Annotated in this window: 21 protein-coding genes; 9 read left to right on the top strand and 12 right to left on the bottom strand. The window is 57.5% G+C overall.

Annotated elements, in window-relative coordinates; genetic code table 11:
• Nucleotides 1–160 (bottom strand): transposase (locus WH50_RS20240; protein WP_207780410.1); only part of this gene is annotated, 160 nt, incomplete at its 3' end.
• Nucleotides 161–355: 195 nt separating this feature from the next.
• Here WH50_RS20240 and WH50_RS20245 point away from each other — a divergent pair.
• Nucleotides 356–1,102, top strand: a complete 747-nt coding sequence (locus WH50_RS20245; protein WP_110189083.1) for a hypothetical protein — start codon at nucleotides 356–358, stop codon at nucleotides 1,100–1,102.
• A gap of 70 nt (nucleotides 1,103–1,172) precedes the next feature.
• Here WH50_RS20245 and WH50_RS20250 read toward each other — a convergent pair whose 3' ends face one another.
• The 3 genes from WH50_RS20250 to WH50_RS20260 all read right to left on the bottom strand — a co-directional run bounded on the left by WH50_RS20250 (nucleotide 1,173) and on the right by WH50_RS20260 (nucleotide 4,066).
• Complete coding sequence (locus WH50_RS20250) at nucleotides 1,173–2,201, bottom strand: methionine synthase (protein WP_110189084.1); 1,029 nt, start codon at nucleotides 2,199–2,201, stop codon at nucleotides 1,173–1,175.
• A 27-nt stretch (nucleotides 2,202–2,228) separates the two neighbouring features.
• Nucleotides 2,229–3,212: a DUF1852 domain-containing protein gene (locus WH50_RS20255; RefSeq protein WP_110189085.1), complete on the bottom strand. Its 984-nt coding sequence runs from the start codon at nucleotides 3,210–3,212 to the stop codon at nucleotides 2,229–2,231.
• Nucleotides 3,213–3,607: 395 nt separating this feature from the next.
• Nucleotides 3,608–4,066, bottom strand: a complete 459-nt coding sequence (locus WH50_RS20260; protein ID WP_243410196.1) for a LysR substrate-binding domain-containing protein — start codon at nucleotides 4,064–4,066, stop codon at nucleotides 3,608–3,610.
• A gap of 193 nt (nucleotides 4,067–4,259) precedes the next feature.
• Here WH50_RS20260 and WH50_RS20265 point away from each other — a divergent pair, with 193 nt between their 5' ends.
• The 4 genes from WH50_RS20265 (at nucleotide 4,260) to WH50_RS20280 (ending at nucleotide 8,365) form a co-directional block, all read left to right on the top strand.
• The gene (locus WH50_RS20265) at nucleotides 4,260–5,369 is read left to right on the top strand and encodes an alkene reductase (protein WP_110189086.1); all 1,110 of its coding nucleotides are present in this window, start codon (nucleotides 4,260–4,262) and stop codon (nucleotides 5,367–5,369) included.
• 108 nt (nucleotides 5,370–5,477) lie between these two features.
• Nucleotides 5,478–6,689, top strand: coding sequence for an MFS transporter (locus tag WH50_RS20270; protein WP_110189087.1), 1,212 nt, complete (start codon nucleotides 5,478–5,480; stop codon nucleotides 6,687–6,689).
• 21 nt (nucleotides 6,690–6,710) lie between these two features.
• Entirely contained in the window at nucleotides 6,711–7,700 is a 990-nt protein-coding gene (locus tag WH50_RS20275; protein WP_110189088.1) for a LysR family transcriptional regulator, read from the top strand.
• A 185-nt stretch (nucleotides 7,701–7,885) separates the two neighbouring features.
• Nucleotides 7,886–8,365 (top strand): carboxymuconolactone decarboxylase family protein, encoded by a 480-nt coding sequence (locus WH50_RS20280; RefSeq protein ID WP_104154600.1) that lies wholly within the window; start codon nucleotides 7,886–7,888, stop codon nucleotides 8,363–8,365.
• A 97-nt stretch (nucleotides 8,366–8,462) separates the two neighbouring features.
• Here WH50_RS20280 and pdxR read toward each other — a convergent pair whose 3' ends face one another.
• Nucleotides 8,463–9,902, bottom strand: a complete 1,440-nt coding sequence (gene pdxR / locus WH50_RS20285; RefSeq protein WP_110189089.1) for a MocR-like pyridoxine biosynthesis transcription factor PdxR — start codon at nucleotides 9,900–9,902, stop codon at nucleotides 8,463–8,465.
• Nucleotides 9,903–10,043: 141 nt separating this feature from the next.
• Between pdxR and WH50_RS20290 the strand changes: the two genes are divergently transcribed.
• From WH50_RS20290 to WH50_RS20300, 3 genes are read left to right on the top strand one after another with little or no spacing between them, the layout of a single operon-like run.
• Nucleotides 10,044–10,547, top strand: coding sequence for a GNAT family N-acetyltransferase (locus WH50_RS20290; protein ID WP_110189090.1), 504 nt, complete (start codon nucleotides 10,044–10,046; stop codon nucleotides 10,545–10,547).
• Nucleotides 10,544–11,143 carry an FMN-dependent NADH-azoreductase gene (locus tag WH50_RS20295; protein ID WP_110189091.1) on the top strand — a complete coding sequence of 200 codons (600 nt, stop codon included), beginning with the start codon at nucleotides 10,544–10,546 and terminating at the stop codon, nucleotides 11,141–11,143. Before WH50_RS20290 ends, WH50_RS20295 begins: the two co-directional genes overlap by 4 nt.
• Before the next feature lie 22 nt (nucleotides 11,144–11,165).
• Nucleotides 11,166–11,489 carry a hypothetical protein gene (locus WH50_RS20300; RefSeq protein ID WP_133251384.1) on the top strand — a complete coding sequence of 108 codons (324 nt, stop codon included), beginning with the start codon at nucleotides 11,166–11,168 and terminating at the stop codon, nucleotides 11,487–11,489.
• Between the two features lie 134 nt (nucleotides 11,490–11,623).
• Here the strand turns inward: WH50_RS20300 and WH50_RS20305 are convergent, their stop codons facing one another.
• The 6 genes from WH50_RS20305 to WH50_RS20330 form a co-directional block, all read right to left on the bottom strand.
• Nucleotides 11,624–12,019, bottom strand: coding sequence for a hypothetical protein (locus tag WH50_RS20305; protein ID WP_110189093.1), 396 nt, complete (start codon nucleotides 12,017–12,019; stop codon nucleotides 11,624–11,626).
• Between the two features lie 107 nt (nucleotides 12,020–12,126).
• A complete protein-coding gene (locus WH50_RS20310) occupies nucleotides 12,127–12,522 on the bottom strand; it encodes a hypothetical protein (RefSeq protein ID WP_133251385.1) in 396 nt (131 codons plus the stop codon).
• Entirely contained in the window at nucleotides 12,519–13,214 is a 696-nt protein-coding gene (locus WH50_RS20315) for a polymorphic toxin type 44 domain-containing protein (RefSeq protein WP_165838498.1), read from the bottom strand. The genes WH50_RS20310 and WH50_RS20315 overlap by 4 nt, the downstream gene beginning before the upstream one ends.
• Nucleotides 13,215–13,379: 165 nt before the next feature.
• On the bottom strand, nucleotides 13,380–14,735 hold the full coding sequence (locus WH50_RS20320) for a TRAP transporter large permease (protein WP_110189096.1): 1,356 nt from the start codon (nucleotides 14,733–14,735) through the stop codon (nucleotides 13,380–13,382).
• The gene (locus WH50_RS20325; protein ID WP_243410192.1) at nucleotides 14,725–15,345 is read right to left on the bottom strand and encodes a TRAP transporter small permease subunit; all 621 of its coding nucleotides are present in this window, start codon (nucleotides 15,343–15,345) and stop codon (nucleotides 14,725–14,727) included. The genes WH50_RS20320 and WH50_RS20325 overlap by 11 nt, the downstream gene beginning before the upstream one ends.
• A complete protein-coding gene (locus WH50_RS20330; protein ID WP_110189097.1) occupies nucleotides 15,338–16,393 on the bottom strand; it encodes a TRAP transporter substrate-binding protein in 1,056 nt (351 codons plus the stop codon). The genes WH50_RS20325 and WH50_RS20330 overlap by 8 nt, the downstream gene beginning before the upstream one ends.
• 820 nt (nucleotides 16,394–17,213) lie before the next feature.
• Here WH50_RS20330 and WH50_RS20335 point away from each other — a divergent pair.
• Complete coding sequence (locus tag WH50_RS20335) at nucleotides 17,214–18,185, top strand: LysR family transcriptional regulator (RefSeq protein WP_110189098.1); 972 nt, start codon at nucleotides 17,214–17,216, stop codon at nucleotides 18,183–18,185.
• Between the two features lie 48 nt (nucleotides 18,186–18,233).
• Here WH50_RS20335 and WH50_RS20340 read toward each other — a convergent pair whose 3' ends face one another.
• Nucleotides 18,234–19,217: an AraC family transcriptional regulator gene (locus WH50_RS20340; protein WP_243410194.1), complete on the bottom strand. Its 984-nt coding sequence runs from the start codon at nucleotides 19,215–19,217 to the stop codon at nucleotides 18,234–18,236.
• Between the last annotated feature and the right edge of the window lie 190 nt (nucleotides 19,218–19,407).

Consider the following 19,407-nt stretch of genomic DNA (forward strand, 5'->3'; position numbering starts at 1 on the left):
CATCGCTGAAGAGCTGTGTACGTCCACGCTGGCCTCGTGGCGTCCCATGCCAGGTCATGTCCCGGTCCAGCCAGATCATCAATGACCCACGCGCTTTGAGCGCGGCGTTGTAGGACTTCCAGTTCGTTGTCTTGTACTTCGGGGAGGCAGGCTTGTTCATGCCTTCATTCTACTGCAGGGGAACCCGCTCCGATTTGTGCAACAAAGCCGTTTGGAGTCCTCATGGGCAGTGGTATCGCTCAGGTATATGAATTAAATATTTTTGCTATTGAGCATTTTCGCCTACCATGGGCGCGCTGTTAGTATCGGATTTTTACTTATCTCGTCTCGAAATATGGAAGTGGAAATTAACTCAATGGAAGAAAGAAGAAATTATGGGCTGTTTTTTCAGAATGGCCTTCCTGTTGTTTATCTGCCTAAGCATTATGATTCGGTCTCAAAGTTCATCATGATTGGATTGTGCATTGTAATCCTGATACTTCTGGGCGTTGAGCAGTTCCTCAGTTTGTTATTAGGTACACTGATTGGCTTGCTGATGGCACTGATCTTTGTTCGCTGTGAAAAGAATATAAGCGCTGGGGGGATTGTTGCTTTTGAGCATCAGTTAGGCGGAGTAAAAGCACTGATTGCAAGCAATGGGGATAGAAAAAAGGTTGGATTGCTGTTTCAAGATATTTTTTACGCTGAGCAGTACATTAGGTTTCTGCGTTTATTAGCATATGATAGCGAAGAAGGCAGTAATCTTAAGATGGAAATCATGGTCGATGATCGCTTTAATTTTTTATTTCACCCTTGTAAAGATACACCCATGCTAGAGGGAGTAAAGGGAGTGATCGTCCGTGATGAAACGAATTCGGTATTGGATGTAAAGGCTGAACAAATTTATATTGAGGAGTCTGTGGCTAATCTTGAGACAGAGGAAGGGTTTAATTCCGATTTGTTTTTTGATTTTGTTGCGCCTGAAGAGCAGTTTTATATTCATGCTGTATTGGCTAAAGCTGAAAATGGAGTTTTATATACTGCTGACTTATCTGAGCAATATGGAATGGTAGCTTGCCGAGGTTACAGTCGTCATATTCCCCGAGAGAGTGAAGCAGAATAAAGCATATGTTCGGGTTATCGATCTGACAATGAAACCGATAACCCGTTGAAACTGATTATTCCGATTGAAATTAGCCGAGCAGTTCCCTGCGGACGATATCTGCACCGGCGCTCAGGGCGTTCAGCTTGGCGTTGGCCACCCGACGCGACAACGGTGCCATACCACAGTTAGTACAGGGGCATAGCTTGTCGGCATCGACATACTGCAGTGCCTTACGCAGGGTATTGGCGACTTCCTCGGGCGTTTCGATGGTGTTGGAGGCCACGTCAATGGCGCCTACCATCACTTTCTTGCCGCGAATCAGCTCCAGCAGCTCCATGGGGACGCGGGAGTTCTGGCATTCCAGCGAGATAATATCGATGTTGGATTTTTGCAGCTTGGGGAAGATCTCTTCGTATTGCCGCCACTCTGAACCCAGCGTCTTTTTCCAGTCGGTGTTGGCCTTGATGCCGTAGCCATAGCAGATATGGATGGCAGTCTCACACTTCAGCCCTTCAATGGCGCGCTCCAGGGTGGCAATACCCCAGTCATTCACCTCATCAAAGAACACGTTAAAGGCAGGTTCATCAAACTGGATGATATCCACACCGGCGGCTTCCAGCTCTCTGGCTTCCTGGTTGAGGATCTTGGCGAACTCCCACGCCAGCTTTTCGCGGCTCTTATAGTGCGCATCATACAGCGTGTCGATCATGGTCATCGGGCCGGGCAGGGCCCATTTGATCGGCTGTTGGGTTTGCTGACGCAAAAACCTGGCATCTTCGACAAAAACGGACTTCTGGCGACTGACCGGACCAAACACGGTCGGCACGCTGGCATCGTAGCGATTGCGAATTCTGACGGTTTCGCGCTTCTCGAAATCAACCCCGTCGAGGTGCTCGATAAAGGTGGTGACAAAGTGCTGACGTGTCTGCTCGCCATCACTGACGATATCGATGCCAGCCTGTTGCTGTTCCTGCAGCGACAAACGCAGTGCGTCCTGCTTGCCGTCAACCAGCTCCTCATCCTGCAGTTTCCAGGGAGACCACAGGGTTTCCGGCTGCGCCAGCCAGGAGGGTTTCGGCAGGCTGCCTGCGGTAGAGGTGGGTAATAATTTTTTCATTATGAATGACTCTGTGCTTACAGGTGATCAAAGAACGTAATTGGCAGACCATTGCTCAAGTAGGGCGCGGTAAGGCTTGATGAAATACTCTTCAGTAAATTTGCCCTGCTCAACAGCCAGTTTGCTGCGTTCTTCCCGGTCATAAACAATCTGGGTTAATGAGTGATCCGAATTCTTCAGATTAGGCTGATAACGCTGCCCGGCAGAAGAATTGGCATTGTAGATTTCAGGCCGGTAAATCTTCTGGAAAGTCTCCATCGTGCTGATAGTGCTGATCAGCTCAAGATTGGTGTAATCGTTCAGCAGATCACCAAAGAAATAGAAGGCCAGCGGTGCAGCACTATTAGGCGGCATGAAATAACGCACCTGCAATCCCATTTTCCGGAAATACTGTTCGGTCAGTGAGGATTCATTGGGATGATATTCAAAGCCCAATACAGGATGCTGGTTTTCACTGCGATGATAGATTTTATTATCTGACACACTGAGGCAAATAACAGGCGGCTTGTTAAAGTGCTGCTTATAAATGGCCGAACTGACAAAGCTCTTGAAGAGTTTGCCGTGCAGGTCGCCAAAGTTGTCAGGAATACTGAATTTGGGCTGGTTCTTGTTGTGATCCAGCAGCAGTACGCTGAAATCATAATCGCGAACATAGGAAGAAAAGTTATTGCCCACAATGCCTTCAATACGCTTGTTGGTGGTGTGATCAATAATATTGGTTTTCAGTACTTCAATAGTCGGGAAAGTCTGGCTATTACCTTCCTTGTCGATATTCATATCAACCGACACTATTTCCAGTTCCACGGAATAGCGATCACCGGTGGGATTATCCCAGTTCGCCAGCGCATTAAAGCGATTGTTGATCATCCTTAATGCGTTGCGCAGGTTCTCCTGACGGCTGCTGCCTCTGGCCAGATTCGCGAAATTGGTCGTTATCCGCGTATTGTCCGAGGGATGATAATTCTCATCGAAATTAATGCTCTTGATGCTGAAGGTAAAATCCGTGCTCATGATGCTTTGCTATCCAGTTTCCTAAAATTAATTCTGAACGTGGTCCTTGCTCATGCTGGGATTGCTTTTTATTTCTGATTTTCCCAGTCAGTACGTGCCGCAGTCCGATGGCGTCCTTTACCACGATGTAACCTGACAGGACTGTGCTTTTGTCTGGAGTGGAACGACATAGGGTTATTTATACTAGGAAGCCAACATGAGTAAAACTGGTATTGCCTCATGATGTTCGTGAGGTTTGTTCATGATAAGGGCTCATGATGAAGGCTCATGGTGATGCCTGATGGTGACTCATAAAGGCTGTTATTGAGGGGAAAGCATGAAAAGCGCTCATGCTTTACGTCGGCACAACCAGCAGGGGAGCAGGGGAGCAGACCCTGCCTCTGTGTATACAGATGTCAGCGGTGAAGGGAAAGCGGCTGATTCTCAAGGCTTTCCAGCAAGCAGCGTTGCAAGCACTGCACGGCCATACTGGGCGTGGCCTCCAGCCGGTGCAGCACCAGCTCCAGCTGCGGTAAATCCGGCAACCCCTGTGCCTTGCCCAGCAACTGCAGACCGGAGGGCATACCTGCGAGGGTGCGGACCGTCACCCCAAGACCGGCCTGCACCGCTGCCCAGATGCCCGCCAGACTATGGCTGGTCATGACAATACGCCAGGGAATACCGGCCTGATCCAGTGCGGCCAGTGCCCGTTGCCGCAACAGGCAGGGTGCCTCAAACAGAATCAGCGGCAAGGGCTGTAGCGCAGTGGTCAGGCTGTCATCGTTGCTAATCCACTGCATGGCGAAAGGCTGCAACGTGCGCCGGATGACGGTGTTACCCGGCAGGAGCTGGCCGAGCTGCCCGGCTGACCTCACCGTCAACGCTGCGCTACCCCACTGATCCCCGCTAAACCACAACTGCAGGCCACGCCAATCCTGGCTTTTGCGTTTTGCGCAAAGCTCAATTGTGCCGCAGGCGGATTCTGCCAGCGGCGCTGTCTCCGTACTTTATCCACAAGCCAGGACAGCACGCTGTCCGCTCCGGCCTCACCTGTTGTGGAGAAAGAAGATGAATTCACTGCTGTTTGACCCCATCACGCTTGGTGCTCTGCCTTTGCCGCATCGCATTGCCATGGCGCCCCTGACCCGTTCCCGTGCCGGACAGCCCGGCAATGTGCCGACGGCCCTTAATGTTGAGTATTACCGCCAGCGTGCCAGTGCCGCGCTGATCATCACCGAGGCGACGCAGATTTCCCAGCAGGGGCAGGGCTATGCCTGGACGCCGGGTATCCACAGTGCCGAGCAGGTGGAAGGCTGGCGTCAGGTGGCGGCGGCAGTGCATGAGCAGGGCGGGCGCATCTTCCTGCAGCTGTGGCATGTCGGACGGGTATCCCATCCGATGTTTCAGCCGCAGGGAGCGCTGCCGGTTGCACCCAGTGCTCAGGCCGCACCGGGCAAGACCTTTATCCTCGATGAGGAGGGCCGGGGCACCTGGGGCGAGGTGCCGGTGCCGCAGGCGCTGACGCTGGCGGGGATCGAATCCATCATCAAGGATTATCGTCAGGCTGCACGAAATGCCATCGATGCCGGTATGGATGGGGTTGAGATTCACGCCGGTAATGGTTATTTGCTGGATCAGTTCATCAATTCCAGTTCCAACCTGCGTGATGATCAGTATGGCGGCAGCGTGGCCAACCGCAGCCGGCTGTTGCTGGAAGTGGTGGATGCCATTGCTGCGGAGATCGGTGCAGCGCGGGTCGGGGTGCGTCTGACGCCGATGGGACGCTTTATGGGCATGGGTGACCGTGCGCCCCTGACCACCTTTGGCTATATCGCTGAACAGCTGAATGAGCGTGGTCTGGCGTATCTGCATCTGGTCGAACCGGCCATGGTGGGGGTGGAGAAAGACCCGCAGCAGGACCCGGCCTGGGATTACATCATCCTGAAAATGCGCACCCTCTATCGGGGCGTGCTGATGCTGGCCGGTGGCTATGATCAGGCCAGTGCAGAGAAGGCTCTGGCCGAGGGGCGGGCAGATATCATCGCCTTTGGCCGGCCCTTTATCAGTAACCCGGATTTACCGTTGCGCTTCCGCCTTGGTGCGGCCCTGAACAGTGGCGATGCCAGTCTGTACTTTGGCGGTGGTGCGCAGGGGTATATCGATTACCCCACGCTGTAAGCAACACACCTGCAAGAACGTAGTTAATGAACACCGCTCGGTGCCGGTTTCCGCAGGGTTTTATTCCCTTCGCCCGCAGGAGCCGGCATCACCCGCAAAGGAAAGACCATGAGCAATACGTCTTCTACCCTGACAGCGCCAGCTGATACCCCGCATGCCCCCCTGACCCAGGGGCTGGTATGGCTGTTTGCCTTCTGCTGCGGCGCCATCGTCGCCAACCTCTATTACTCCCAGCCCATCATCGCTCTGATCGCTCCGTCGGTGGGGCTGTCGGCTGATGCGGCCAGTCTGATCGTCTCGCTGACCCAGATCGGCTATGCCCTGGGCTTGCTGTTACTGGTGCCGCTGGGTGACCTGATCGAAAACCGCAAGCTGATGATCAGCACCGCCGTGGTGTCTTCCCTCAGCCTGCTGGCGGCGGCGATGACGTCACAGCCGCAGTGGTTTCTGGCGATTTCCCTGCTGGTCGGTATCAGTTCGGTGGCCGTGCAGATGCTGATCCCGATGGCTGCCCATATGGCGCCAGAGCAGAGCCGCGGGCGTATCGTCGGCAATATCATGAGCGGGCTGCTGCTGGGCATTCTGCTGGCCCGCCCGGTGTCCAGCCTGATTGCTGATCACTTCGGCTGGCGCACGGTGTACTTCACCGCCACCGCTCTGATGGTGCTGATTATCGTGGTCATGGCCACCACCCTGCCGCGTCATGAACCGGCCCATCGCTCCAGCTATGGTCAGCTGCTGGGTTCGCTGGCAGTGCTGCTGCGCAGTCAGCCGATCCTGCGTCAGCGCTCGCTGTATCAGGGGCTGATGTTTGCCACCTTCAGCCTGTTCTGGACGGCGGTGCCGCTGGAGCTGGCACAGAGCCACGGCCTGAGCCAGAGCGCCATCGCCGTGTTTGCCCTGATTGGTGCGGTAGGTGCCGCCTCAGCTCCCATTGCCGGACGACTGGCCGATGCCGGGCATACCGGCAAGGCTACGACGCTGGCACTGGTGCTGGCGGTGCTGTCCATGGTGGTCGGGCTGCTGCCCTTCGGTGTATCGGTGGTGGCGCTGGCGATCACGGGCGTGCTGCTCGACTTCGCGGTGCAGATGAACATGGTCCTTGGCCAGCGTGCCATCTACGCTCTGGACCCGAAAAGCCGTGCCCGTCTCAACGCCATCTACATGACCAGCATCTTTGTTGGCGGGGCGCTCGGCTCGGTATTTGCGGCCACTCTCTATCACAGTGGTGGCTGGCACACCGTAGCCATGGTGGGCACCGCGGTGCCGGCACTGGCTCTGCTGGCGTTTTGCTGGCATGGTCGGCAGGCACATTCCTGAACCCAGACAGGTGGCCTGCGCATGGACAAGTTACTGGCATTGAAGATGTTTCTGGCGACGGTGGAGGCCGGAGGCTTTTCCGCTGCGGCACGCCGGCTGGACCTGGCCACCTCGTCGGTGACCCGCATGGTCAGCGCGCTGGAGCAGGATCTGGGCACGGTGCTGCTCAATCGCTCCACCCGTCAGGTGACGGTCACCGAAGCCGGTGAGGTGTATTACCAGCAGGCCCGGCGCATTCTCGATGAGCTGGCCGATGCGGATGAGCAGGTGCGTGACAGTGGCAGCGAGCCGTCCGGGCCGTTGCGGGTGTCACTGCCGACCACTCTTGGCCGCGATGTGATTGCTCCCCATCTGGGCGAATTTATCCGGCGTTATCCGCGGCTGGAGCTGGATATTACCGTCTCCGACAGCATCAGCGATCTGCTCGGCGACAGCATTGATCTGGCCATCCGGCTGGGCGCCCCGGCGCCCATGGACGGCGTTGTCAGCCGCACTATCAGTGGCTATCAGCGCTGGGTGGTGGCCAGCCCCGCTTATCTGGCTGCCCACGGTGAGCCGAGGCAACCGGCCGATCTGCTGGATCACCGTTGCCTGCGTTTCAACTACGTGAATGCCAACAGCCGCGACCTGCGTCAGGTGTGGACCTTCCGTCGCCAGCAGGAAGAGCAGCGCATTGCCGTCAATGGCAGTTATCGCAGCAACAATGCCGAGATACTGCGGGCGGCAGTGCTGGCTGATGCCGGTATCGTGCTGATTTCAGACTGGCTGGTCAGTGCCGATGTGGCGGCAGGGCGCCTGCAGCGGCTGTTTGCCGACTATGAGGTCAATCCCAACAATGCCCGCTCGCAGGTGTCGGCGCTCTATCTGCCCAACCAGCGTGGCTCACTGCGCATCAACGCCTTTATCGATTTCTTTATTACGGCCCTGCAGCGCCTGCGCCAGCAGATAGAGCCATATCAAGCCGCTGAACTGTATCAGACAGCTGACCCGTATCAGACAGCTGAAAAGTAATGGCCGAAGAGAGGTATGGCCGACGCCCGGCAGAGTGAGATGTACTTCCGATAATATGGCCCAGTGCGGAAGGCTATTCTTGGTCCTTAAGCACTGAGCCATCTCGGCGGATGATGGGCGCAACAGCAGGCAAGGCCAGTGGCCAGACCTGAACACTTACCCCTTCAGTCAGAGCGAGTAACATCATGAGCCAGCGCATCGATTACATTCAGGCAACCCCGGAACTGTTCAAGAAATTTCTGGATGCCAACAACGCGGTCAAACAGCATCCTGCCATTCAGCAGCTGGGCGACCTGATCACCATCCGTGCCTCACAGCTGAACGGCTGCGGATTCTGTCTCGATATGCACGTCAAGGAAGCCAAGATTCACGGCGAGCGTGAGCTGCGTGTGCACCATATTGCCATCTGGCGTGAGTCGGCACTGTTCAGTGCCCGTGAGCGTGCCGCCCTGCTGTGGACGGAAGTGCTGACCAGACTGCCGGAGCACGGTGTCGATGATGCCACCTATGCCATCGTGCGTGAGCAGCTGTCAGAAGAAGAGCTGTCTGCCATTACCTTCCTGATCGCCATCATCAACGGCTGGAACCGTATCAGCATTGGCTTCAAGGCGGTGCCGGGGTCAGCGGATGCGGCCTATGGGCTGGATAAGGCAGGTCTGGTGTAACGATACAGGCGCGTTCTTAACCCGGTGTGATGGCCGTTGAACAGGGCTGCTATCGCACCACTACGATCACCGCGTTTCCTGCCTTTGCTGGTCCGGTTTACAGCAGCGCCAGCAGGCGCCTGCCATAGGTTTCCGCCTGCTGCGCCGAGCTGATATTGGTAAAGCTCAGCAGCAGGGTATCACTGACCTGCCCCTCCACCCTGAAGGTCGACAGAGGCTGGGCGCTGAGACTCTGTTCACGCATACGCTGGGCCAGCTCACGGTCATTGCAGCCCGGAATGCGTGCCAGCAAATGCATCCCTCCCGGCTGCGGAATAAAGTTCACCCGTTCACCCAGTGCCTGTTGCAGGCCTTGCAGGGTATGGCTGCGGCGTTCGCTGTACAGCCTGCGCATGCGCTGGATATGGCGGGCGAAATGGCCTTCCTCCATAAAGCTGCTGACGATGCTCTGCGTCATCATCGGCGCGTGGCCGGCGAAGATCTGACAGTTGCGGCGGAAGGCGTCGGTCAGCGCCTCCGGCACTACCACATAAGCCAGTCGCAATGCCGGGAACAGCACCTTGCTGAAGGTGCCGAGGTAGAGCACCCGGCCATCACGATCCAGGCTTTTCAGAGCCGGTAATGGCCTACTGACATAGCGGTATTCGCCATCGTAATCATCCTCGATGATCCAGCTTTGCCGGGTGCTGGCCCAGTCCAGCAACTGCAGACGCCGGGCCAGTGACAGCGACACGCTGAGCGGGCTGTGGTGGGCTGGCGTCACGATGGCGGCGCGGGCGTGAGCGGCCTGTTGCAGACCCTGCGCTACATTCAACCCTTCCTCATCTACTGCCACTGGCGCGATCTGCAGCCCGGTGCTTCGCAGTACGCCCCGCGAGGGGGGATAACCGGGGTTTTCCACCCACACCTGATCGCCCGCACTGAGCAGGGTTTGCAGCACCAGCTGCAGGCTGTTGATGTAGCCGCTGGTGATGAAAATATTGGCGGCGGTGCACTGGATGCCGCGTGCCACCTGCAGGTAGGCGGCCAGCGCGGTGCGCAGGCTTTGCAGCCCTTCGGCGGCGGGGTAGACCAGCTCCATGGGCTGAATGGAGCGCAGATAGCGCGCACCCAGCCGCGCCCAGATTTTCCGCGGGAAGGCATCCAGCGCCGGTACGCCGAGCTGGAACGGCATGATCTCCGGTGGACGCGACCAGTTGTCTTCGCTGAATAGCTGGGTGGCCGGAGGCGTGGCGGGCGTGCTGACAGCGGCGGGTTTGAGTACCTGAGCAATAAAGGTGCCTGCCTGCCCGCGTGACTGGATATAACCCTCGGCATTGAGCAGGCCATAGGCTTCCTCAATGGTGCCACGTGCCACACCCTGTTCTTTGGCCAGTGCGCGGGCCGACGGAATGCGGTCACCGGGCTTTAGGGTGCCGTCGCTGATGGCATCACGGATACGTTCGTAGACCTGCCGGTAAAGTGGCCGCGAGTCGCTGCTCGACAGACTGATCAGGGTCTCTGTGGGGGTGCCTGCGGGGGGATGGTTATTGTTCATGGCCCAGTCCAAAACAGGTTTTATGGTACTTCTGCTATGTCACCGGCGAACTAGCATAGTCCACATCAGCCACCACACAAGGACGGTGGCGGAAACACTGCATCACCTGCGCCCGTTATGCCGTTCAGAGGAGAGCCGAGCATGAGCCTGCACCCCAATATCGCCCCCGATTCCGCTGCACTGGCGGAGGAGCCCGCCCCTGCTGACTATCTGCTGCGTCATCTCAATGCCGAGTCGGAATGGCGTGCCAGCTTCTCCGTCATGCAGGAGTTACGGCCAATGCTGCACAGTGAGGAAGACTATCTGGCGCGCCTGCAACGCCAGCGTCAGCAGCACTATCAGCTGCTGGCCGTCTGGCAGCATGGCGAGATCATCGCCCTGGCCGGTTACCGGCTGCAGGAGAATCTGATCTACGGCCGCTTCCTGTATGTCGATGATCTGGTGGTGACCGGGCGCTGCCGCGGCGGTCAGTGGGGCGCCAGACTGCTGCAGGAGCTGGAGGACATTGCCCGCTTCGAGCGTTGCGAAAAGCTGGTGTTGGATACCGGTCTCAGCAACGCGCTGGCTCAGCGTTTTTATTTTCGTCAGGGGTTGCTTACCGGGGCTATCCGTTTCAGCAAAGTGTTGGGAGATACATCAGTATGAATATTCTTCGTGTCCATAGCAGTGCCCGCGGCACGGAAGCTGCGAGCTACCAGCTGTCACAGCTGATTGTTGATCACTGGCTTAGTCAGCAGGGCGATTCCGCGGTGGTGATCGATGACCTGCACGCCGACAGTCTGCCTCATCCCGACGCCCCCTACTCGGCAGCCCTGCGCGGTGGTGAGGACCCGGCGGAGGCCGATGGCTCGCTGCCCTTGTCGGATCAGCTGATCAGCCAGCTGCGTGCCGCTGATGCGCTGATACTGGCCGCGCCGATGCACAACTTCACGGTGCCGTCTGCGCTCAAGGCCTGGATTGATCACGTAGTGCGTATTCGCCACACCTTTGTGGCGACGGCAGAAGGGAAGGTCGGCACGCTCAGCGACCGCCCGGTGTATGTGGCCATTTCCACTGGCGGGCGGCTGTGCGGTGGCCGTCAACCGGATTTTATGACGCCTTATCTCAAGGCGGTGCTGGAAGTTATCGGCCTGCATCAGGTGCAGTTCTTCTATGTAGAAAGCACTGCCATGCCTGATCCGCAGCTGCGTCAGGCCGCCTGGCAACAGGCGGTGGCGGAGGTAAAAGCACACTTTGCCTGAGCGGTGATAATGGTGCCGGTGCATGGCGGGTAGCCGATGGCCGGATAGGGTTGGGCTATTCTCGGTAAACAGCGACTACGAACGGTGTCAGTTACTGAGCCTTGCGGCGACGGTGGTGGAGGTGCACTGCGAGTGTGGCCGGGAGGAAACCCTGCGGCGCTTCAGTCAGCGGTCGGCAAGCGGTCGGCAGCACGGCGCCCATCCTCTTGCCGAGCTGACCGACGCCATGCTGGCGGAATATGACCGGCCTGTGGCGCTGGGCAAGGTCATCCATGTCGATACCCGCCTGCCGTTGGCGCTGGAACCGCTGGTCGATGAGGTCAGGGCGGCGCTGATCTCCTTCTGACGTCACCGAAACCCCATTGGCTGACGGCGTGCTGGCAGGAGCAACAGAGAAAATACGGGTTGCGGTTGTTTTCGTCCTGAGGGAAAGCAATGGGTATCCATTCGCAGATACCCATTTAGTAGTAGTCGTCAGATTCACTCAAATGAGCAGGGTAGCTTGCACGACTTCTCGGCAATCACTTTGCCATTCTGATCAATTTGGATATGGGTGCGGAAGGCTGTGCCGGGTGGGTAGTAGCGTTGGCCTCCCCAACCGATAGCCTGCTCTGTGTCAGGGGTTAGGTAAACAAATACAGATACCTCATTGTCTGAGGCATCCGCAGGAAAAATACGAGTGCTTTTGGTTTCTCCAGGGGCCAAATCGACCAACTTACGCCGGTCCCCCCCTGATGTTACTGAAACCTCATTGATGGGTGATGCCCCAGCAGGAGCAACAAACTCTATTTCAACATAGCTGGTCGGCCCGGAAGGAAAGTGATACCACCAAAGTGAGGCAAGAAGAGCAGCGCCAATTCCAATCAGATATTTCATGTGCGGTACTTCAGTGAGCCATTGTGAAGTGCTGGTGGCGTTCGTTTTAGTCCTGAGGAAAAGAAATGGGTATCTATTCGCAGATACCCATTTAGTAGTCGTCAGATTCAGTCAAATGAGCAGGGTAGCTTGCACGACTTCTCGGCAATCACTTTGCCATTCTGATCAATCTGGATATGGGTGCGGAAGGCTGTGCCGGGTGGGTAGTGTCGCTGACCACTCCAGCTATTGTTTTCAGTCGAAGTCGGATAACGATGAATAAACAGAACAACCTCGTTGTCTGAAGCGTCCTCAGGATAGATGCGAGTGGTCTGAGTGTCTCCGGGCCGAATACTGCCAAGTGATGACTTATCAGCTCCAGACATAATTGCAACAGATGACAAAGGCGCCGTTTCCTCAGGAGCAAGAAACTCAATCTCGACATAGCACACAGGCCCCGGCGGCAAGTAGTACCACCATAGTGATATGAGTAGAGTAGCTAATACGCCTAATAAATATTTCATGTGCGGTACGTCAGTGAGCTATTGATGATACTGGTGACTAGCGTTGTTGCTGTAGGGCCGCCAGGGCTTTTTCGATAAAGATCAATACCTAGCTGAATTGCCGTACGGTCGTCATGATCATCGAAATCTCTGAGCCTTCCTGTACTTCCTTTCCTCCCTGGCATGTGCAACCTGAATAAGTCACTACCTATCTGCTCAAGGCCAGCACCATCAAGTAGTTGAGATGGTGTAAAACCGGCTGCTGCGCCAATAAAACCGTAGTGAATGTTGGACCAGATATCGTAGAAATAGCGTCGGTCTTTCCAAGCGTGGTACTCCTGATGTTGAGGGTCCCTTGGATGAAAACAATGGCGTATCACCGGCTTATGATCCCAGCTGCTGTCCTGTGCCACCTTCATGGTCCAGATCATCATGGCCGCCTCTCGGGCAGTTAGCCCTTTGGCCTTGTCTTTGCCCCAGTCCAGCAACTCGCCCAAGCCCCATGATTTCAGCTCTTGCGCATGATTGAGAAAGTAGTCAGCGGAATGGTTAAGGTGTTTCATCGCCTGCACATCACGAGAGCGCAGGTTAGTGCTGATCTCTCTGGCCATGTATTCGGCGATGGGAGTAAGTTCGTCAAGGTAGGGCTGACCGGCGGGATTACTGGTGACCGCGAGTCCATTGGGAGTAGGGCAGGAATGGGGATTGCTCATCGTACGTTCCTTGTAGCAGTAATGTGGCACCGGCGCTGATCCATCGGCACCTTGAAGTGGGGGCATCCTACCATAGTGAACGGCTGAGACCACCTGCCTGATCGGGCAGGGCAACGCACAGCGCCCGCAGAAGGCGGGCGCTGGCAGGTTGGCGTCAGGCGGTTGCTAACCGCTGCCGGTCATACCCGGTAGCCACAGCACCAGTGACGGGAACAGGATGCACAGAATCAGCCCCAGCACCTGCAGCAGCACGAAGGGAATGATCGAGCGGTAGATCATGCCGATGCTGATTTCACCGTGGGTAATGCCCTTGAGGTAGAACAGCGCATAACCAAACGGCGGGGTGAGGAAGCTGGTCTGCAGATTGACCGCCACCAGCACCGCGAACCACACCAGAATGGCCTGACTGGACAGCCCCAGCCCGAAGTCCAGCTTGGCAATCACCGGCACCAGCAGCGGTAGCACCACAAAGCTGATTTCGATCCATTCGAGGAAGAAACCGAGGAAGAAGATCAGCCCCATCACCAGCAGCAACAGACCATAAGGGCCGAGGCCGGTACCAGTGATCATTTCTTCGATCATGATGTCGCCACCGAGGCGTTTGAACACCACGCTGAAGCAGGTGGCGCCGACCACCACAAACAGAATCATGGCGCTGGTGCGGGAGGTGTCGCGCATCACATCGCGCAGGGTGCCAAGGTTGAGGGTGCGGGCAAACAGGGCCAGCAGCATCGAGCCTGCGGCACCGATGGCAGCGGCCTCGGTCGGTGTGGCAATCCCGGCCATGATGGAGCCCAGCACGGCAGCGATCAGGATCACCGGGCCGAGCAGATCGCGGGCCAGTGCCGCCGCCAGCGGGGTGGTATCGACATCTTCGGCGTTTTCATCCGGTAGCGGTGCCCAGTCGGGCCGCAACTTGCCGATGATGGTCAGATACAGCACGTACAGGGCGCCCAGCAACAGCCCCGGTACCAGTGCAGCCTTGAACAGCGCACCGACCGAAATCTGCATGATCGACCCCATCAGCACCAGCATGATCGACGGTGGAATCAGAATGCCGAGGGTGCCCGAGGCGGCAATGATGCCGCAGGCCACTTCCGGCTTGTAGTTCTGCTTGAGCATCACCGGCAGTGCCAGCAGACCGAGCATGACCACCGACGCGCCGATGATGCCGGTACTGGCTGCCATGACGATACCCAGCAGCGCCACCGAAATTGCCAGCCCGCCGTGCACCCGGCCAAACAGCCGTTGCAGGGTCAGCAGCAGATTGCGCGCGACGCCGGACTTTTCCAGCATCAGCCCCATGAACACAAACAGCGGGATAGCGATCATCAGCCAGTTCTCGATCACCCCGCCGAAGATGCGCGACGATACGGTGCCGAGAAAGGCCAGATTGATGCCCCCGATAAAGGCAAAGACGATGCCCAGACCGCCGAGCAGGAAGGCCACCGGGTAGCCGGTGAACAGGGTGACCAGCAGGGCAACCACCATCAGGATGGGCAGACCATACTCATCCAGCATGAGCTTTCTCCAGACGATCCGGGAACTGCGTGGGATCGAGCAAAAAGGCGATATTTTCCAGCACCTGCCCCAGCGCGTTGACGGCGAGGAACAGCAAGCCCAGCGGCAGTGCTGCCTTGATGATCCAGCGGTCGGTCAGGCCGCCGTAGTTGGACTGCTCATGGGAGACAAACGACATCTCGACGAAATGCCGTGACAACCAGGCAATCAGTACACAGAAAGGCAGCAGGAAGATCAGGTGACCGAGCACGTCGATGATGGCACGGTTGCGCTGACTCAGGCCGTGATAGACCAGATCCACCCGCACATGGGTGTCATGGTGCAGAGCATAGGTGCCGCCCAGCAGAGTCAGCAGACCGAACAGATGCCACTGCATTTCGGTCACGCTGTTGATGGTGATGGCATCGCCCAGCAGCAGGACTTTGTCCTGCCACCGGGCAACTTCGTTGATTCCCAGCGCATTGAGCAGCACCGTGGTCAGTACCAGCAGTGCCACGCCGATTACCAGCCAGCTGGAAACCTTGCCAACCCACTCTCCCGAAGCCATCAGCGGCCGCGCCAGGGCAGTTAATGCCCTGGCGCTACTGGAGCGCCAGGTTGGTTCAGTCACGTGGCAACTCCTGCAGCTTGTACCACTGGTCGTTGAGGTCGACGTACTTCATCAGCGACTCGTAGGCTTCCTTGAAGCGAGGATTGGCTTTCTCTTCCTCGGCGCGCACCTCATCCCAGGTGGAGCGCAGTGCCTTCAGCACCGGATCGGGGAAGCGGCGAACTTCCACGCCCTTGGCTTTCAGCTCATCGATGATCTGTACCTGTTTCTCGGCGGCACCGGCCATGGACCACTGCAGGGTAGAGCGGCAGGCGGTTTCCATCTGGGCTTTGCGCTCGTCGCTGTATTTGTCCCAGACATCCTTGTTGACGATAAAGGAGAACCAGCTGGCCGACTGGTGCCAGCCGGGGAAGTAGTAATACTTGGCGATCTCGTTGAAGCCCATGGCCTGATCCACCTGCGGGATGGAGAACTCGGTGGCGTCGATACGGCCACGCTCCAGCGCCAGATAGATCTCATTGCCGGGGATCAGCTGGGTGGAGGCACCCAGTTTGCTCAGCACCTTGGCACCCAGCCCGGAAATACGCATGCGCAGACCCTTGAAGTCTTCCACGCTGTTGATTTCCTTGTTGTACCAGCCACCGGTTTCCTGCGGGGAAATAAAGCAGGGCAGCACATGAACGTTGTACTGGTCATAGGCGGACTGCAGCAGCTTGGTGCCGTCGCCTGCCCACATCCACGACATAAAGGCATCCGGCGTGGGGCCAAAAGGCAGCGCACCGTAGAGGTTGGTGACCGGCACCGTGCCTGCCCAGTAACCGATCCAGTCCCAGCCGGCATCGACCGCACCGGATGAGACCGAGTTGAACACTTCAAACGGTGGTACCAGATCACCGGGTTCGTGCACGCGCAGCTTCACCGCACCGCCGGTGGTAATGTCGATCTGCTCGGCCAGATGCTTGGCCCCGGCACCGAGGAAGTTGGTGGTGGCGAAGGTACTGGCGACATCCATGGACTTGGGTCCATCGGCCTGCACGACCGTAGCCGCTACTGCCAGACTCAGGCCTGCGGCGAGAGGAAAGCCATAGCGGATCGCACTGTATTTCATGTTCGTACTCCTTCCGTATTTATTGTTATGGTTCAAGGTTGCACTGACTTACTGCGTCATACCCGATGCAGGTATGAACTCATCACTGTGATTGAAGGGTGTGAACACCCGACGGTCGTGATACGCCTGACACCGGGCGGGGCCGGTGTGTATCGAAGCACTGGTTATAAGGAGCAGGCATGACTGGGAACCTGTTCACGATCCGCTGCGCGTTGGCCAAACGGCGTTGAACAGCCCTTCGGAATGCTCATTTAGTGCCACTACTCATTTAGTGCCACTAAAGGGTGCTTCCTCAGCGCTTTCGCCTTGTTTGCCCCTGGCTTGTGAGATCGTGAATACGTTCTGCCCCCTCAGCGCAACACGATGGCCGTGCCGTTCTGACCGGGTGACGGAATAGTCCCAATAATCTGCCTTGCCTCTGGTAACAGTGCGCGTCCTGCCTTGTGAGCCGGATGCGTTGTTCTTCGATATCAAACTTCTGGTTGTCGTGTCGTTTATTGGCGTAGCGTCGGTTTTTTGAGAGTGCACAACGGGCCATCTGCGGGCTCTGTGTTGTGTGTTCGGGAGTTCCTGCGTCGGTGGGCAAGCTCCCCGGTACGGTGCGCTTTTATTGTTATCTGACCGCTGTTTCTTTGTTGGTAGCCCTTTGGATAGTAGACAGTGCTTTGCTGAACGGGCAACCTGCAAAAATTCAAACCGAATATGCAAATTTGCACACGTGTCGCGCCAACCCAGACCGTTCAACGCTTTCACCCCGTGCCGGAGCAGCGGTGATGAAGACGGATGCGGAGGGGGTGTGAGCGGGTTCTGAGGAGGTGAAATGTCGGATTGGGATGATATGCGCATATTTCTGGAAACGGCCCGCTGTCGTCGTCTGGTGGATGCCGCCCGTCGTCTTGGTCTTGATCATTCCACTGTGTCACGGCGTATCCGCCGCTTCGAAGAGCGGCTGTCGACCCAGCTGTTTGAGCGTGATGCCCAGGGCTACACCCTGTCCGTGGCAGGGGCCCAGCTGCTGGAGCGTGCCGAGCAGATGGAGCAGTTCGTCAATCAGGCGCTGGAAGAGGCCGCCGGGCAAAATCGCCAGCTGTACGGTAACGTACGCCTGGGCACGACCGAGGGCTTCGGCCACTTTGTCATCGCTCCGCAACTGGCTCATTTCTGCCTGCGTTATCCCGCCATCAATGTCGATCTGATGCCCCTGCCGCGGATCGTCAATCTCAACCGTAATGAAGCCGATCTGGCGATTTCCGTGGAACGCCCGGAGCACGCCAGTCTGGTGGTGGCCAAACTGTGCGACTACCGGCTCAGGCTGTATGCCAGCCGCGACTACCTGCAGCAGCACCCGCCGATTCGCAAGCGCCGTGATCTGGCCCGCCATACTTTGATCAGCTATGTCGAGGACCTGCTGTTTACCGATGAGCTGAATTACATGCGCTCGATCATTCCGGACAGCCTGCCGAGCTTTCGCAGTACCAGTGTGATCTCCCAGTACACTGCCGCCTGTGAGGGGCTCGGCGTGGCCATCTTGCCGTGCTTTCTGGCGGCCAGAAACGACAGTCTGGTGTCGCTGCTGGAGAACGACATCGATCTGGTGCGCAGCTTCTGGCTGACTGCCCCGGCAGACCGGCGGCGGCTGGCACGGATCACTGTGCTGTGGGATTACCTCAAGCAGAGCATGGACGATAACCGCGCCTTTCTGATGGGCGAGTCACGGCAGATGCAGATGCCGCCGCCGGTAGCCGCCGAAGCGGGGGAGGCTGGCGTAACAGGTTCACGCGGTGCAGCCTGAACACCGACTGACGGGCTGCTGCTCGCAGGCCATGGGCTGTTCCTGCGTTCAGGCGCCGACCCGCTCACTGCGGGGCGCCGCGCCAAAATAGCGTTTGTATTCCCGGCTGAACTGTGACGGGCTTTCATAGCCCACTGCCATGGCTGCGGTACTGACGTTGTTCTCACCCTGCATGATCAGCTGGCGGGCTTTGAGCAGACGGATGCGCTTCAGGTACTGCAGCGGTGAACTGCAGGTGACGTTTTTGAAATGCAGGTGGAAGGTCGACAGGCTCATATTGGCCTCCCGCGCCAGCTGCTCGATTTCCAGCGGCTGGTTGTAGTGCCGGTGCAGATAGCTGAGCACATGCACGATGCGGGAGAAGTTGCCCTGCTGGCGTAACAGCTGCAGCAACGCCCCGCTGCAGGGGCCGCGCAACACTTCATACAGCACTTCACGCACCCGGGCACTGCCCAGCACTCTGGCTTCCAGCGGATCATTGAGGGTCTGTAACAGGCGCAGCACCGCCTGATGCATGGAGGCATTCATCGGCACCGAGGCCATCGGCTCCACATCCGCCTGCTCGGGGTGATGGCTGTAGCCCATCTGCGCCACCAGCTCCGACAGCATCACCGGGTCAATCAGCACCGCCAGCCCCATCATCGGCATCTGCGGCGAGGCAAAGGTTTCACACTCGAACGGCAGAGGCAGGGTCTGCACCAGATAGTTACCGGGGTCATAGTGATAGCGGTTTTCGCCGAGGTAACCGATCTTGCGCCCCTGCGCGACGATGAAAATACCCGGATCGTAGATCATCGGATTGCGCTGGCAACCGTAGATCGAACTGACCACATGCACACCGTCGACGGCGGTGGACTGAAAGCCTTCCTGCCGGATCAGCGGTTGCAGCAGTTGCACCAGATCTTCCCGGCAGGCGGGGATATGGGCGATCTCTGCGGCACTCTCTGCGGTCAGAGTTGCCATCGCGGCGGCAGTGTCATCGGTTGGCGCGTTGAAGGAGCAATTGTCCAGGGGCTGGCGTGCAGTCGTCATCGATGGCCTCGTCTGGTTGTGCAGGGTAGGCGGAGATTCTGACTACTATTGGGGCAAAAAGCAGCGCCACCCCAGACAGGTCAGGAGAAATAGGCAAGTATCCCCGAGGATCTGACATGCGCTGCCGGGGGCCGTGGCGGCATAGTAGCGTCCTCGCCTGATCCGCATCAGGCACTCCTAAGAAACTGAA

Source organism: Pokkaliibacter plantistimulans (assembly GCF_003194385.1).
GTDB lineage: Bacteria > Pseudomonadota > Gammaproteobacteria > Pseudomonadales > Balneatricaceae > Pokkaliibacter > Pokkaliibacter plantistimulans.

Coding starts and splice junctions, on each gene's coding strand:
- WH50_RS20315 (WP_165838498.1), bottom strand. CDS start 13,214: ATGAGCAATCCCCATTCCTGCCCTACTCCCAATGGACTCGCGGTCACC.
- WH50_RS20305 (WP_110189093.1), bottom strand. CDS start 12,019: ATGAAATATCTGATTGGAATTGGCGCTGCTCTTCTTGCCTCACTTTGG.
- WH50_RS20255 (WP_110189085.1), bottom strand. CDS start 3,212: ATGAGCACGGATTTTACCTTCAGCATCAAGAGCATTAATTTCGATGAG.
- WH50_RS20335 (WP_110189098.1), top strand. CDS start 17,214: ATGTCGGATTGGGATGATATGCGCATATTTCTGGAAACGGCCCGCTGT.
- pdxR (WP_110189089.1), bottom strand. CDS start 9,902: ATGAACAATAACCATCCCCCCGCAGGCACCCCCACAGAGACCCTGATC.
- WH50_RS20280 (WP_104154600.1), top strand. CDS start 7,886: ATGAGCCAGCGCATCGATTACATTCAGGCAACCCCGGAACTGTTCAAG.
- WH50_RS20250 (WP_110189084.1), bottom strand. CDS start 2,201: ATGAAAAAATTATTACCCACCTCTACCGCAGGCAGCCTGCCGAAACCC.
- WH50_RS20320 (WP_110189096.1), bottom strand. CDS start 14,735: ATGCTGGATGAGTATGGTCTGCCCATCCTGATGGTGGTTGCCCTGCTG.
- WH50_RS20340 (WP_243410194.1), bottom strand. CDS start 19,217: ATGACGACTGCACGCCAGCCCCTGGACAATTGCTCCTTCAACGCGCCA.
- WH50_RS20270 (WP_110189087.1), top strand. CDS start 5,478: ATGAGCAATACGTCTTCTACCCTGACAGCGCCAGCTGATACCCCGCAT.
- WH50_RS20275 (WP_110189088.1), top strand. CDS start 6,711: ATGGACAAGTTACTGGCATTGAAGATGTTTCTGGCGACGGTGGAGGCC.
- WH50_RS20330 (WP_110189097.1), bottom strand. CDS start 16,393: ATGAAATACAGTGCGATCCGCTATGGCTTTCCTCTCGCCGCAGGCCTG.
- WH50_RS20300 (WP_133251384.1), top strand. CDS start 11,166: ATGGCGGGTAGCCGATGGCCGGATAGGGTTGGGCTATTCTCGGTAAAC.
- WH50_RS20310 (WP_133251385.1), bottom strand. CDS start 12,522: ATGAAATATTTATTAGGCGTATTAGCTACTCTACTCATATCACTATGG.
- WH50_RS20265 (WP_110189086.1), top strand. CDS start 4,260: ATGAATTCACTGCTGTTTGACCCCATCACGCTTGGTGCTCTGCCTTTG.
- WH50_RS20245 (WP_110189083.1), top strand. CDS start 356: ATGGAAGAAAGAAGAAATTATGGGCTGTTTTTTCAGAATGGCCTTCCT.
- WH50_RS20295 (WP_110189091.1), top strand. CDS start 10,544: ATGAATATTCTTCGTGTCCATAGCAGTGCCCGCGGCACGGAAGCTGCG.
- WH50_RS20290 (WP_110189090.1), top strand. CDS start 10,044: ATGAGCCTGCACCCCAATATCGCCCCCGATTCCGCTGCACTGGCGGAG.